Here is a 12,864-nt window from a genome sequence, read left to right on the forward strand (position 1 = left end):
AACACGGTTTTATCGATGCCTGCGAATTAGGCAAGCTGTATAGAATGGATTGAGCGGCGGAATGGTTCGGAGAGGTCTGATTTACAGGGCCTCAAACTGCCGCAAAAAGCGCATGTCGTTTTCCGTAAACAGGCGCAAATCCTTAATCTGGTACTTGAGCATGGCAATGCGCTCAATGCCCATGCCCCAGGCGTAGCCCGAGTACTTGTCGGAATCAATCTTGGCGTTTTCGAGTACGGCGGGGTCCACCATGCCGCAGCCGCCAATTTCAACCCAGCCCGCGCCCTTGCAGATGTTGCAGCCCGTGCCCTTGCAAATGAGGCAGGTGATGTCAATCTCCGCGCTGGGCTCCGTGAACGGGAAGAAGCTGGGCCGGAAACGGATGTCGATATCCGCGCCGAACAGCTCCTGCACGAAGTAGTACACCGTCTGCTTCAAGTCGGCGAAGCTCACGCCCTCGTCAATGAAAATGCCTTCCACCTGGTGGAACATCATGTGCGCCCGGGCCGAAATGGCCTCGTTGCGAAACACCCGGCCCGGCATCACCTTCCGAATGGGCAGCGGTTCGCTTTCCATCACGCGCACCTGCACGGTGCTGGTGTGGGTGCGCAGCAGGTGCGGTTGCGTGCCGGCCTCGGCACCAGCGGCCGGAGCCACAAAAAACGTGTCCTGCATGTCGCGCGCCGGGTGGTTCTCGGGGAAGTTGAGGGCCGTGAAGTTGTGCCAGTCGTCCTCAATCTCGGGGCCTTCGGCAATGGCGAAACCGATGCGGGCAAATACGCGCATCATTTCCTCGCGCACTAGGCTCAGGGGGTGGCGGGTGCCCAGCGCGTTGGGCACGGGGGGCAGCGTGTAGTCGAAATCGGGGTTGGCGGGGGCGTTGTCGGCGGCCGAGTCGGCAGCCTGCTGGGCGTCGTCGAATCGGGCCTGGGCCTGTTGCTTCAGGGCGTTGAGTTGCTGGCCCACGGCACGTTTTTCTTCGCCCGGAACCGTTTTTAGTTGGTCAAACAAATCGGCCAAACGACCTTTGCGGCCTAAGTAGCTAATGCGAAACGCATCGAGGTGGGCGGTGCTACTCAAGTCGGCGGCCGTAATTTCGGCCGCAAGGCTGGCAATGGATTCCTGCATCATGCCACAAAGTTAGGGCAATAGGTGCGCCCTAAGAGAACGATTCGCGTATGTAACCGGAACTTATCGCCCCGGCCTGCCCTTCCTGTGCTTTAGTATTCTCTACGACATTAATTCCATTTGTTATGAAACGTACTTTCCTTTCGCTTTTCCTCGTTCTGGCGGTGGCTGCCAGCGCATCGGCCCAGAGTGGCTGGGATACTTCCGATTCTTGGGGTGCTCCCAAGAAATCCGCCAAGAAAACCCCCGCCAGCAGCCCGGCCCGCGCCGCTGCTACCGGAAAAGATATGCAAAAGGCTGTTGCTCCCGCCGTTCCCCAGCCCGACGCTGCTGAGGCATCGGCTGGTGCTGGCTTCGGCGGCGCAGTAGGCGGCAGTGCCGCCAGTGGTAGTGCCGCCAGTGGCAGCGGTGTTCCGCAGGGCATGGGCATGTCGGCCGCTCCCGGTACCCCCATTCAAATGCAAAGCGGCAGCGCCGTAATGGCCAACGACGCCGCCGCCGCGCGTGAGCGTCGGGAACGCCGCCTGCAGCGCGCCAAGCGCGCCAGCGCTGCTCCGGCAGTGGAACTGCCTGCTCCGGCCGCCGCCGCTGCCAGCGTAGGCGGCTCCAACGGCGGTGCCGGCGCCATGCCCGCAGTTGTGCCCGCCACCAAAGCACCCGCTACCAAAGCGGTTGCTCCTGCCAAGAAGGCTCCGATAAAGGCTCCCGCTGCTCCATCCGGTTGGTAAGCACGCTTCCCGGGTAGTCTCGCAATCCGAATAGTAATCACAATAGCCCGGCCAACCCGTTTAAAACGGGTTGGCCGGGCTATTTTGCGTGGTCTTGGGAGCAGGATGGAGAGTTGGCACGGTTCTCGTATTTACCCCGGCAACCACTCACTTATTCTTTTTCCAGCTATGTTCCGTTCCGTATTCGCCCTCGCATTGTCGTTGTTTCTGGTGGTTGAGGCCAGTGCCCAAACCGCTCCTGCAGCTACCACTCCCAAGGCCAAAGCCAAGTCGGCCAAAGCCAGTGCCCGCACCACCCGCCGCGAGGTAAAGAAAGTGACCCGGGCCGTAGCCAAAGCCCCTACCGCCGCGACTCTTAACGATGGCTGGCCTCCCCTGGAAGATGCCCAGCCTGCTGTAGCCTCCGCCGCCACGGCCACCGATACCGACTGGGGCTATGGCGCCGCCGCTACGCCCTCGCGCGGTGAGCTGGACAATGCCAACGTGTACAGCGCGCCCGGCATGCCCATTCACATTCGCACCAGCAAAGTGCCCGTGCCCTACAGCGTACGCCCACCCCGCAAAACGGCCACCAGCCAGCAAACCACACTCGGCAACTAAGAAGCCTTCAGCCTAACTCTCTGTCATGCTGACGAAGGAAGCATCTTATCCCCATAGAACAACTCGTTCGCCGGTGAATAAGATGCTTCCTTTTTTCATAGCAACTGTCATGCTTTGCAGGCTCAGCATGACAGTTCCCTCTTTCCATAAGACCAAGGAGGGTGGTTGAACCGGCTTCGAGCCTATCTTAACGAGGCTTGGCCCCGGCTCATCGATTTTTATTCATGGTACTGTCACTTCTGAGGCAAGTGCCCGTATGGTAAAAGCCGATGCGGCTCAACCCCGCTTCTTTCCTTTTCACCCCCTTATTTATATGTCCATGATACGCCTGTTATTCGCCTCAGCGGTATTGTTTGCTATGACCTTGGCCGATGCCAACGCCCAAACGCCATCACGCGCCGCGCGCAAGAAAGTAGCGCCCTACTCGGCTCGCGGTCCCCGCAAGCCACCTGTCAAAATCAACCCCCGTACCGGTAAGCCCTTTGGCTACGGCGTGTCGCAGGACCTGAAAGATGGCACCGCTTACCTGGCACCCGGCGTGCCCATGCGCAAGCAGGAAGGCTACAATGCCAACGGCGGCTACAATGACAACCGCACGCGCAAGCCCATGCCCAAGAAGGCGGCTAACAGTTCGCTCAGCCGCGACAGCAACACCCCGGCTAAAAAGTAACCGGAGCGTCCTGCCTTACACTGCCTCGTAGTAAAGGGTGCTGCAGTTTTCGGGCCGTAGCACGCTTTGCGCAGCGGTGCGCACGTCGGCCACGGTCACGGCCTGAATGCGGCGGCTTTCGTCGTTCACTAGGTTGGCATCGCCCTGCAGCTTGCTGTATGCCAGGTTGAGGGCGCGGTTCAATAGGTCAATTTCTTCAAAAACCAGGCTGCTCTCGGCCTGGTTTTTTACTTTTTCCAGTTCCTGCGCGTCCACGTCCTGGGCCAGGAACTCAGCCACCACGGCTTCTACCGCCGCATTGGCCGCCTTCAGGTCCACACCCGTGTTGAGCTTGCCGCTGATGATGAGCAGGCCCGGGTCGAGCGAGCCGGTGAGGGAGGCTGAAATATTGTTGAACAGGGCTTGCTCCTTCACCAGGCGCTGGTGCAGGCGCGCCGACTTGCCCCGGCCCAGCACATCGCTGAGCAGGTCCACGGCGTGGTAGCCGTCATCGCCGCGGGCAGGCATGTGGTAGGCTTTATAAATGGCGCTCAGGGGCACCGTGGCCGAGGCCGTGAGGTGCCGGGCTTCCTGCTGCGCGGGCTCGGTGGGCAGCTGGCGCTGGTAGGCCGGGCCACCGGGAATGGGGCCAAACCACTTTTCAGCCAGGCGGCGTACTTCGGCCTCGCTCACGGCACCGGCCACCACCAGCACGGCGTTCTGGGGCGCGTAGTGCTTCTGGAAAAAGCCGCGCACGTCGTCCATCACCGCGTTTTCGATGTGCGAAATCTCCTTGCCAATGGTGTTCCACTGGTAGGGGTGGGTGTTGTAGGCCAAGGGCTTGAGCTTAAGCCACACGTCGCCGTAGGGTTGGTTGAGGTAGCTCTGCTTGAACTCTTCCACCACCACTTTCCGCTGCACTTCCAGCCCGTTTTCGGAAAAAGCCAAGTTCAGCATCCGGTCGCTCTCCAGCCAAAAGCCGGTTTCGAGGTTGGCCGCGGGCAGCGAGAGGTAGTAGTTGGTGACGTCGGAGGAGGTGAAAGCGTTGTTTTCGCCGCCCACGCGCTGCAGCGGCTCGTCGTAGCTGGGAATGTTCACCGAACCGGAAAACATAAGGTGCTCAAACAGGTGCGCAAAGCCGGTGTGTTCGGCGTCCTCATCGCGCGAGCCCACGTCGTACATGACGTTGAGCACGGCCATGGGAGTAGAAAAATCTTCGTGAACGATGCAACGCAGGCCGTTGTCGAGGGTGAATTCGGTGAAGTGAATCATAATATCAAAAATTGCAAAACGAATACAAAGGGAGGCAGCCGGGGCCGCCAGCACTGCTGCCCGCCGGCCCGAAAGTTAGGGCCGGGCGTTTAGGCGCAGGGTTACGCACGAATCGGTTTGGAGGACCAGCTGGGTGCGATACTGCCTTTCCCAGGCCCGCCGCAGGACTGCCCCACACACAACCACCAACTGGCCCGTTGGGGTTTCAGCTATTTTCTGGGGCGGCACCCGCACAATGCGATGGCCAGCCTGCCGCTCCATGGCGGCCTTGTAAAACACGGGGCTGTCGTTAAAAATGCTGTCCTCGGCCAGGTAGTAGCTGCGCACCGCGGGCAGGGCGGCGGCCTGGTGGCGCAAGTGGTTGCCCACCAATAAAGACGGCACATTGTAGCGGCGGTCGAAAAAGCGGGCCAGAGTCCGGCACTGGGCCCAGTAGGGCAGGGCCACCACCAGCGCCACGGCTGCCAGCCGCGCCGCCAGGCCCGGCCGCCAATGCTGCTGGGCCGCCACGGCCCGGGCCATTTGCAGCAGGCCGCTGGCCGTGAGCAGTGCCAGCAGCGGATAGATGGGCGCATCGTACCACGCAGCCGGGTTTGGGTAAAGGCCAGCACAACCATCAGCGAGCCCACTACGCAAACCACGAACCGCGCCAGCAGCCGCCCCGGGCTACCCGCCGGCAGCTGCCAGCCCAGCAGCCCCGCCAGCAGCGCCGGAACCAGCCAAAACATAAACTTGACTTCCATGAGGCTGGTCAGGTACCAATACACTTCTGTGGTGTGGCCCTCCAGCTGGTTTAGGGCCGGGCCGCCCAACTCAAATTCCCACACGGCTTGCAGGTAGCCGGGGGCCGCGTGCTCGCGCACGGCATACCAGGCCGCCATGCCGGCCAGCAGCCCCAGCACCGCCAGCCAGGGCGCCACCCGCCGCAGACGCTGGCCCTGGCCCAGCGCAAAGGTGGCCAGCAGCAAGCCCGGCCCAAACAGCAGCCCGGCCACGCCCTTGGTAAAGGCCGCCAAAAAGAAAAACAGCCCCGCCTGCCAGGCGTGGCGGCTGCGGCCCTCGGCCAGGTAGCGCAGCCAGGTGAGCGCCCCAAGGGTGGTCCAAAGCGTGAGCAGGGCATCAAAGTCGCCGGTGCGGGTGACGTGCTCCTGCACGTAGCCGGCCGAGGTGAGCAGGATGAGCGCCGCCAGCAGCCCGCCTTCCCAGCTGCCCAGCCACCGGCGCCCGGCCTGGTACACCACCAGCGCGGTAGCCAGCGCCGCCAGCGCGGCCGGCAGCCGCAAGCCCAGCTCAGTAGGCCCCAGCAGCTTGAAGCTGACGGCCAGCAGCCACGGCCACAGTGGCGGCTTGCAGTTCCAGAGGTCGGGCAGCTGCAGGCCGTCGCGCATCACCAGCCACTCGTGGTTGCGCAGAATGTTGAGGCCGTTGAGGCCCGTGCGGGCTTCGTCCCACTGCTGCACCGGGTGGCTGCCCAGCAGCCAGAACAAGGGCATGTAGGCCACGGCCATCACCAGAAGTATGGGGCCGATGCGCCGGGAAAGGGTGCGAAAAAGGGAAGGGGGCACGAAAAAGACTGGTAAACTGCGACAAGCGGGCGAATGCGCAAGGGGCTTACACCTGGCAAGTTAAAGTAAAGCGCCGCGATGAGCAATGCTGACCATGCACGAGCAGGACCGGCTGGTTAAATTCGGGGCATAAGATTTGATACAGGAAATATTCTATTAAGAGCCGCCTCCTCCTGCTTTTTCCGGTATCCACATGCCCTCAACTATACCCGTTGCTTTCCTGAAAAAGTCCAGCCTGCTGCTCCTGCTGCCGCTGCTCATGGGCTGCGAAGACTCGCTGGATAAGCTCTACCCCAAAGCCCAGCCCGTGCAGTTGCCCGCCGAAACTACCACCGGCGCCAACGTGCTCGGCTGCCGCCTGAACGGTGACGTATGGGAGGCCAACAATACCGCCACGCTCACCGGCAAAGTGTTGACTCCCACCGCGCACTACCGCAACGGCGAGCTGCGCATCGACGCCTTTCGGCGCTTGCAGGTAACCGGCCCAGTCACCAACATTCACTTCACGGTGGCCGGCGCTACCAGGCCCGGCGTGTACCAGCTGCGCGCGGCGGAGCAGAAATCCGGCAGTTTCGCTACGCTGGAAACCGCCAGCGGGCGGCTGCAATACGCCACCAACGCCCGCCAGACGGGCAAGCTCACCATCACCCGCCTCGACACTACCGGGGCGCATCCCGTGGTATCCGGCCGCTTTGAGTTGCGCGCCGCGCCCACGCAACCCGCCGTGCACACCACCGACCTGCCGGCCCACGTGCAGCTAACCGAGGGCCGGTTCGATATTCAGCTGAGCCGCTAGCCGGACGAGCAAGCAGAAGCATCTTTGCTTTTGTCGGATTCCCACGTGTCCTCCACCCACCCCTGGCATGCCGAGGCGCCGCAACTTGGGCGTGTTCACCGGCTGTGTCCGAATGACACCCGCCGAAACAGCCAGGCTGCCAGTAGCCATAACCCAACAAAAAACGCCGTCGCCAGCACCTCCACTGATTTCAGTTCTATTCTAGGCTCTGTGGTCAGCAGCGCCAACAGCGGCACCGCCGCCTGCGTGAGCGCGGCAGCCAGCATGGCACGGGCCATGCCGGAGGCTCGCAGCCGCCCCAGCAGGGCCCCGGCCACGGCCACGATGGGCACCGCGGCGCACAGCACGTTGGCCGGATTGGGCCCGCTGCCAATAAAGCCCACAGCCGCATTCACCCAAACAACCAGCAGCCCAGCAGCCAGCGCCACGCCCGAGCCCAGGCGGTAAGCAGCATTGCCAGACCGGTTTATCAGCAGCAGATAAGCCATGCCAGTGCCGAAGAGCAGCGTGCCCATAAATACGAAATCGGACAAGGTCCACTTCACTTCCTGGGTGAATTGCATGGCCACCAAGGGCACAAGCAACACAAGGGCGGTGGCTAGTGCCAGGCGAACGATGGATTTGAGGGCCAGGGTCATGAGAGCGGGAGTTAGAAGGAAAAAAGAAAGTGGCGCCGTAGGCAGACGACCTCTGTGCTGGTTGCCTGGTGGGCTGGCCAGCAAAAGGTAAAAGGTGATAACAATACAAATTAAACAAAAGAACTTTGTATTGCAAAGTGAATGTGGTAAAAATTTTGGTCTCCGGGTGCGTTGCCAAGTGCTTGGGCCAATTGCCGGTTGCACTCAGTGAGTGCATGATACCTTTGTTGTAATGCTGCCAACGCTTCGGCCCCAACTTTTGCTATGAATTTCAATCGCCTCGACCTTTCCAATGAAACCCTGCTGCACCTTTACCAGCACCTGCTGCGGCCCCGACTGATTGAGGAGAAAATGCTGATTTTGCTGCGCCAGGGCAAGATAAGTAAGTGGTTTTCAGGCATTGGGCAGGAAGCCATTTCGGTGGGCAGCACCCTGGCCCTGGAACCCGACGAATACATTTTGCCGCTGCACCGCAACCTGGGCGTGTTCACGGGGCGCGAGGTGCCGCTGGGGCGCCTCTTTGCGCAGTGGCAGGGCAAGCGCACCGGCTTCACCAAGGGCCGCGACCGCAGCTTTCACTTCGGCAGCAACGAGCACCACATCGTGGGCATGATTTCGCACCTGGGGCCGCAGCTGGCCGTGGCCGGCGGCATTGCCCTGGCCGACGTGCTCGACAAAAAGCCCAAAGTGACCCTGACCTACAGCGGCGATGGCGGCGCCTCCGAAGGCGACTTCCACGAGGCCCTGAACGTGGCTGCCGTGTGGCAGCTGCCGGTCATTTTTGTTATCGAGAACAACGGTTACGGCCTCAGCACGCCCAGCAACGAGCAGTTCCGCTTCAAGTCCTTCGTAGACAAAGGCCCGGCCTACGGCATGGACGCCGTGCAGGTAGACGGCAACAACGTGCTGGAAGTGTACAGCACCGTGAAGCGCCTGGCCGAGGACCTGCGCCAAAACCCGCGCCCCGTGCTGGTGGAAGCCCTCACCTTCCGGATGCGCGGCCACGAAGAAGCCAGCGGCACCAAGTACGTGCCCCAGAGCCTGATGGAAGAGTGGGCCCAGAAAGACCCGGTGGAGAACTACGAGAAGTGGCTCATCGAAGAAGGCATTCTGACCGAACTCGCCAAGCATACCATCCGCGAAACCATCAAAGCGGCCATTGAAGCCGGCTTACAGGAAGCCGACGCGGTGCCCATGCCCACGGCCGACGTGCAGGAGGAAATCGCGGACATGTACCAGCCCTTTGAAGCGCCCGTGACGGAAGCGCCAAAAGGGGGTGCCGCACCGGAAAAACGGTTCATCGACGCCATTCAGGAGGGCCTGCGCCAGAGCATGGAGCGCTACCCCGAGCTGGTGCTCATGGGCCAGGACATTGCCGACTACGGCGGCGTATTTAAGATTACCGAAGGCTTTGTGGCCCAGTTTGGCAAGGCGCGGGTGCGCAACACGCCGCTGTGCGAGTCGGCCATTGTGGGCGCGGGCCTAGGCCTGAGCATCAAGGGCAAGAAGAGCATGGTGGAAATGCAGTTTGCGGATTTTGTGACCTGCGGCTTCAACCAGATTGTGAACAACCTGGCCAAAAGCCACTACCGCTGGGGCCAGAACGCCGACGTGGTGGTGCGCATGCCCACCGGCGCCGGCAGCGCCGCCGGCCCGTTTCACTCGCAGAGCAACGAGGCGTGGTTCACGCACGTGCCCGGCCTGAAAGTGGTGTACCCCAGCAACCCGCACGACGCCAAGGGCCTGCTTTGCGCCGCCTTCGAAGACCCCAACCCGGTGATGTATTTCGAGCACAAAATGCTGTACCGCAGCCTCAGCGGCCCCGTGCCGGAGGTGTACTACACCACGCCCATCGGCAAGGCCGCGCTGGCCGCGGAGGGCGACGAGCTGAGCATCATCACCTACGGCATGGGCGTGCATTGGGCGCTGCAGGTGTGCAAGGAGTTGAAGGTGTCGGCTGACATCCTCGACCTGCGCACCCTGCTGCCCTGGGACCAGGACGCTGTGCGCCGCACCGTGGAAAAAAACGGCCGCGTGCTGGTGCTGCACGAAGACACGCTCACCGGCGGCATCGGCGGCGAAATCGCGGCCTGGATTGGCGAAAACTGCTTCGAGCACCTGGACGCTCCCGTGCGCCGCGTGGCCTCGCTGGATACCGCCATTCCGTTTGCGCCGCCGCTGGAAGCCGCTTTCCTGCCCCAGCAGCGCCTGCGCGAGCAGGTAGCGGCCTTGCGCAACTACTAAAATGAGCTGCGCTGACCGGGCCCGATTTTCGGGCCCGGCCGCCGTATCTTTCTCTTGCTTACATTCTGAATCTGTCTGCCTTACGGTGAAATACTGTCTACCCGCTGTTGTTGTGCGTTGTGTGTTGGGGGCGCTGCTGCTGGCAGGCCTGGGAGGCTGTAGCCTGTACCACAGCGTTTTTCATCCCTACCGCCTGCCCACGCCTAAGCCGTCGCCGGAGTTCAAAGCCCAGCAAAAAGCTGCTAAAGCCCGCAAGAAGAATAACGAGCCTGCGGGCCTGTTCAAGAAAAGAGCCCCCGTTGAGGAGGGAGCGGCCACCGACGTATCGACGCCCACCGGCGGCTCGGTGCCGATGGCTTCGGCCTCTACCGAAGCACGGACCCTGCCCAATGGCCCCACGGTGCGCTACGACAAGCAGGGGCTTATGAAAAAGCCCAGGCTGATGCGGCGGCGCATCAACAAACCCGCCCGCAAGCCGTTCAAGCCCGTGAAGTCCATCCGCCACTTCTTCAAATTCAAGGCCCATGCGAAACCCAACTACAGCCCCGACCACCGGCCCGCCCGCCCCGCGCCCACTGCTGAGCCCGACATCGCGCCGGACCCTGTGCCTGCACCCGTTCCTGCTTCCAATGGCAAGCCGTAGCAACTGGTGGAGCGTGCTGCTGCTGGCAGTGCTGCTGTGCAGCCAGGTGGCCCAGGCCCAGATTGAACCCCAGAAGCCGGCCCAACTGAAGGCGGCCAACCGCCAGGCCCTGCGCGACGCCCACCGCACCAAATCGCCCTACAAAGACAGCCACCTTGCCGTGAAGCCGGCCCGCCTCAAGCGCGGCCAGAGTGCCTCGCCGCAAGCCAAGGGCCTAAGCAAAGGCAAGCCCGAAGTAGATTTTGAGCCCCGGAAAGTGGGGCTGGCCAAGCCTGCTGGTTTCCTGGGGCTGCGTCGCAAAGCCACGCACCAGCCCCGGCCCACCGCGTCCGGCAAAAAAAAATGAATGCTCTCCGGGAATCAAGTGTTAGTAAGTTGTTGCAACACAGTGGCGGCACCTGCCCGGTTTATATTGCCGGCCCGGTAGCCGCGCAAATTGCTGATTAATAAATTATTGTTTTACAAACCTCGTTCTATGTCAACCCCCTGGCTCCCGCTTACCCAATCCCAACAAATAACCGATTTGGCCCAGGCTTCTCACGAGCAACCGGTGCTCATCTTTAAGCACAGCACCACCTGCTCTATTAGTGCCGCTGCTAAGAGCAAGATTGAGCGCCAGTGGGCCGACAGCGGCCTGAACGTGCCCATCTACTACCTCGACCTGTTGCGTTTTCGTCCGTTGTCGGCCCAGATTGCCGAGGCGTTTGGCATTCGCCACGAGTCGCCCCAGTTGCTTCTCATTAAAGACGGTGAATGCAGCTACGACGCCTCGCACATGGGCATCCGCCTCGCCGACATATCGGCGAAAGTGGCCCAGTAAACGGCTAGCGTTCAGTATAGTAAAAACCGTCATGCTGAGCGTAGCCGAAGCATCTCGCGTGCTACCAGTAACCCCTACGATTACGATTGGATTACTACCACAAGCGAGATGCTTCAGCTACGCTCAGCATGACGGTTTTTAATACGTTTGCTCTACTGTATCATTACTAGAATTAGTATTGCGGTAGAGATGCTTCGGCAAGCTCAGCATGACGTTCTCTAGCTAAACCAGCTGTTTACTTCCCCTTACTTGTATTCGAACATCACGTTTTGCTTGATGTCCGGGTGCAGGCTTAGCGCAACGGGGCAGGTGCGGGCGGTGCGCTCCAGCAGGCTGCGGTCGTTGGGCGAGAGGGCGGCGGGCAAGGTAAACGTCACGTCAATCTGTGCAATGCGGCGCGGGGCCTCGGTGCTCATGTGCTTCACCACGGCAAAGGTGCTGTTTACCAAATCGAGGCTGTGGCGGTCGGCCACGATGCCCATCACCGTCATCATGCACGAGCCCAGGGCGGTGCATACCAGGTCGGTGGGTGAAAACGCTTCGCCACGGCCGTGGTTGTCGGTGGGCGCATCGGTTTGAATAACGTTCCCTGAAGCAGCGTGAGTGGCTTCGGTGCGGAGATGGCCGGCGTAGCGGGCGGTGGCGGTGTTCATTAGGTCAGGTAGTTACCTTTACAATGTTGTTTCTTCGTTAGCGAATTTACGTATTACTTAGTGCGCCGCGCCGTTGGCGATTGGTTGGGCCCCTTTTTGGTTAATTATGCTTTTCCTTCCCTCGCGTTTTTTTGGCTGGCTGGCGGTGGCCTGTCTGCCCGTGGCCGCCTACGCCCAGGATACCCCCCCCGCGCGCCCGGCGCCGGTGCCCGCCAGCACTGCCCCCGAAGCCAGACCACAGGAGGCGCCCCCGCGGCGGCGCTTCGGTCCGGTGCCTGCTGCTCCTTCCGAAGAGCAGTCCTACCGCAAGGAGTTTGTGTACGGTGTCAACTTCAACACCCAGGGTGGCCTGCTGGGCGGGGCGTCCGTGCGCTCGTCGCGCGTGCTCGACGACCGGATGCTGCGCTTCTGGAGCATTGAGGGCGTGATGCTGAAAAACGCCAAGGAGGAACGCATCAACACCATCATTGGGGGGACCTACATCGACCGCAAAACCAACTACGCCTTTGTGCTGCGGCCTTCGGTGGGCCTGCAGCGCATTTTGTTCCGCAAGGCGGCCGATGCCGGGGTGCAGGTAAATGGCCTGCTGAGCGTGGGTCCTTCTATTGGCCTGCTCATGCCGTACTACATCAGCTTCGACCGTACGGCCACTCAAACGCGGGTTATCAACGTCGCGACCGATGATATTGTGAACGAGCAGTACGACCCCATCAAGCACGCCGATTCGGGTGCCATCCTGGACCGGGGCCCGCTGTTTGCGGGCATCGGCGGTACCAAGGTGGTGCCGGGCTTCCACGTGCGTGGCGGCCTCAGCTTTGAGTACGGCCGCTACCGCGACGCCGTGACGGGCATGGAAGTGGGCGTGCTGGTGGAAGGATTCACCAAGCGGATGGTTATCCTCAGCCCTGGCAACTTATCAGATGTAGACGCGCTAAACCGCCAGTTCTTCCCCTCGGTGTACCTGACGTTGTATTTCGGACACCGCTCGTAGCTGATTATGAGTTTTGAATTATGAATTATGAGTTTCCGCCCGCAAACCGCGACTAAGCACTTCGTTTGTAATTTTGTTGTGCTTGGGTACTCGCATCAATGCTACAAACTCATAATTCATAATTTATAATTCGTAAT

The 12,864-nt window shown here is 61.2% G+C and carries 14 protein-coding genes; 9 read left to right on the forward strand and 5 right to left on the reverse strand.

The annotated features are described in order from the left end of the window. Positions 1–81 precede the first annotated feature (81 nt). Complete coding sequence (pheS, locus tag BEN48_RS15925) at positions 82–1,131, reverse strand: phenylalanine--tRNA ligase subunit alpha (RefSeq protein ID WP_070735964.1); 1,050 nt, start codon at positions 1,129–1,131, stop codon at positions 82–84. Between the two features lie 122 nt (positions 1,132–1,253). Between pheS and BEN48_RS15930 the strand changes: the two genes are divergently transcribed. The 3 genes from BEN48_RS15930 (at position 1,254) to BEN48_RS15940 (ending at position 3,126) form a co-directional block, all read left to right on the forward strand. Continuing rightward, entirely contained in the window at positions 1,254–1,856 is a 603-nt protein-coding gene (locus tag BEN48_RS15930) for a hypothetical protein (RefSeq protein WP_070735965.1), read from the forward strand. A gap of 168 nt (positions 1,857–2,024) precedes the next feature. After that, positions 2,025–2,456, forward strand: coding sequence for a hypothetical protein (locus tag BEN48_RS15935; RefSeq protein WP_070735966.1), 432 nt, complete (start codon positions 2,025–2,027; stop codon positions 2,454–2,456). A gap of 319 nt (positions 2,457–2,775) precedes the next feature. Further along, the gene (locus BEN48_RS15940) at positions 2,776–3,126 is read left to right on the forward strand and encodes a hypothetical protein (RefSeq protein ID WP_070735967.1); all 351 of its coding nucleotides are present in this window, start codon (positions 2,776–2,778) and stop codon (positions 3,124–3,126) included. A gap of 15 nt (positions 3,127–3,141) precedes the next feature. On the opposite strand, the gene BEN48_RS15945 is transcribed toward BEN48_RS15940, so the two are convergent. Continuing rightward, positions 3,142–4,377, reverse strand: a complete 1,236-nt coding sequence (locus tag BEN48_RS15945) for a M16 family metallopeptidase (protein WP_070735968.1) — start codon at positions 4,375–4,377, stop codon at positions 3,142–3,144. A 209-nt stretch (positions 4,378–4,586) separates the two neighbouring features. Beyond that, positions 4,587–5,942 (reverse strand): ArnT family glycosyltransferase, encoded by a 1,356-nt coding sequence (locus BEN48_RS15950; protein WP_125932696.1) that lies wholly within the window; start codon positions 5,940–5,942, stop codon positions 4,587–4,589. A 193-nt stretch (positions 5,943–6,135) separates the two neighbouring features. Here BEN48_RS15950 and BEN48_RS15955 point away from each other — a divergent pair, with 193 nt between their 5' ends. After that, entirely contained in the window at positions 6,136–6,738 is a 603-nt protein-coding gene (locus BEN48_RS15955) for a DUF6252 family protein (RefSeq protein ID WP_070735970.1), read from the forward strand. 95 nt (positions 6,739–6,833) lie between these two features. Here the strand turns inward: BEN48_RS15955 and BEN48_RS15960 are convergent, their stop codons facing one another. Then, positions 6,834–7,376 carry a hypothetical protein gene (locus BEN48_RS15960; protein ID WP_083321132.1) on the reverse strand — a complete coding sequence of 181 codons (543 nt, stop codon included), beginning with the start codon at positions 7,374–7,376 and terminating at the stop codon, positions 6,834–6,836. Positions 7,377–7,640: 264 nt separating this feature from the next. Between BEN48_RS15960 and BEN48_RS15965 the strand changes: the two genes are divergently transcribed. From BEN48_RS15965 to ytxJ, 4 genes are all read left to right on the forward strand, one after another. After that, a complete protein-coding gene (locus BEN48_RS15965) occupies positions 7,641–9,620 on the forward strand; it encodes an alpha-ketoacid dehydrogenase subunit alpha/beta (protein ID WP_070735971.1) in 1,980 nt (659 codons plus the stop codon). Positions 9,621–9,705: 85 nt separating this feature from the next. After that, a complete protein-coding gene (locus BEN48_RS15970; RefSeq protein ID WP_125932697.1) occupies positions 9,706–10,263 on the forward strand; it encodes a hypothetical protein in 558 nt (185 codons plus the stop codon). Continuing rightward, positions 10,250–10,609, forward strand: coding sequence for a hypothetical protein (locus tag BEN48_RS15975; RefSeq protein ID WP_070735975.1), 360 nt, complete (start codon positions 10,250–10,252; stop codon positions 10,607–10,609). The genes BEN48_RS15970 and BEN48_RS15975 overlap by 14 nt, the downstream gene beginning before the upstream one ends. Positions 10,610–10,738: 129 nt before the next feature. After that, on the forward strand, positions 10,739–11,083 hold the full coding sequence (ytxJ, locus tag BEN48_RS15980; RefSeq protein WP_070735977.1) for a bacillithiol system redox-active protein YtxJ: 345 nt from the start codon (positions 10,739–10,741) through the stop codon (positions 11,081–11,083). A 245-nt stretch (positions 11,084–11,328) separates the two neighbouring features. Here ytxJ and BEN48_RS15985 read toward each other — a convergent pair whose 3' ends face one another. Further along, complete coding sequence (locus BEN48_RS15985; protein WP_070735979.1) at positions 11,329–11,736, reverse strand: OsmC family protein; 408 nt, start codon at positions 11,734–11,736, stop codon at positions 11,329–11,331. Positions 11,737–11,842: 106 nt separating this feature from the next. Here BEN48_RS15985 and BEN48_RS15990 point away from each other — a divergent pair, with 106 nt between their 5' ends. Next, a complete protein-coding gene (locus tag BEN48_RS15990) occupies positions 11,843–12,727 on the forward strand; it encodes a hypothetical protein (RefSeq protein WP_083321133.1) in 885 nt (294 codons plus the stop codon). Positions 12,728–12,864: the final 137 nt, after the last annotated feature.

The organism is Hymenobacter glacialis (genome assembly GCF_001816165.1).
GTDB lineage: Bacteria > Bacteroidota > Bacteroidia > Cytophagales > Hymenobacteraceae > Hymenobacter > Hymenobacter glacialis.

Excerpts from the sequence above, each read along its gene's own strand:
- pheS (WP_070735964.1), bottom strand. The coding sequence starts at position 1,131 with ATGATGCAGGAATCCATTGCCAGCCTTGCGGCCGAAATTACGGCCGCC.
- BEN48_RS15930 (WP_070735965.1), top strand. The coding sequence starts at position 1,254 with ATGAAACGTACTTTCCTTTCGCTTTTCCTCGTTCTGGCGGTGGCTGCC.
- BEN48_RS15935 (WP_070735966.1), top strand. The coding sequence starts at position 2,025 with ATGTTCCGTTCCGTATTCGCCCTCGCATTGTCGTTGTTTCTGGTGGTT.
- BEN48_RS15940 (WP_070735967.1), top strand. The coding sequence starts at position 2,776 with ATGATACGCCTGTTATTCGCCTCAGCGGTATTGTTTGCTATGACCTTG.
- BEN48_RS15945 (WP_070735968.1), bottom strand. The coding sequence starts at position 4,377 with ATGATTCACTTCACCGAATTCACCCTCGACAACGGCCTGCGTTGCATC.
- BEN48_RS15955 (WP_070735970.1), top strand. The coding sequence starts at position 6,136 with ATGCCCTCAACTATACCCGTTGCTTTCCTGAAAAAGTCCAGCCTGCTG.
- BEN48_RS15960 (WP_083321132.1), bottom strand. The coding sequence starts at position 7,376 with ATGACCCTGGCCCTCAAATCCATCGTTCGCCTGGCACTAGCCACCGCC.
- BEN48_RS15965 (WP_070735971.1), top strand. The coding sequence starts at position 7,641 with ATGAATTTCAATCGCCTCGACCTTTCCAATGAAACCCTGCTGCACCTT.
- BEN48_RS15975 (WP_070735975.1), top strand. The coding sequence starts at position 10,250 with ATGGCAAGCCGTAGCAACTGGTGGAGCGTGCTGCTGCTGGCAGTGCTG.
- ytxJ (WP_070735977.1), top strand. The coding sequence starts at position 10,739 with ATGTCAACCCCCTGGCTCCCGCTTACCCAATCCCAACAAATAACCGAT.
- BEN48_RS15985 (WP_070735979.1), bottom strand. The coding sequence starts at position 11,736 with ATGAACACCGCCACCGCCCGCTACGCCGGCCATCTCCGCACCGAAGCC.
- BEN48_RS15990 (WP_083321133.1), top strand. The coding sequence starts at position 11,843 with ATGCTTTTCCTTCCCTCGCGTTTTTTTGGCTGGCTGGCGGTGGCCTGT.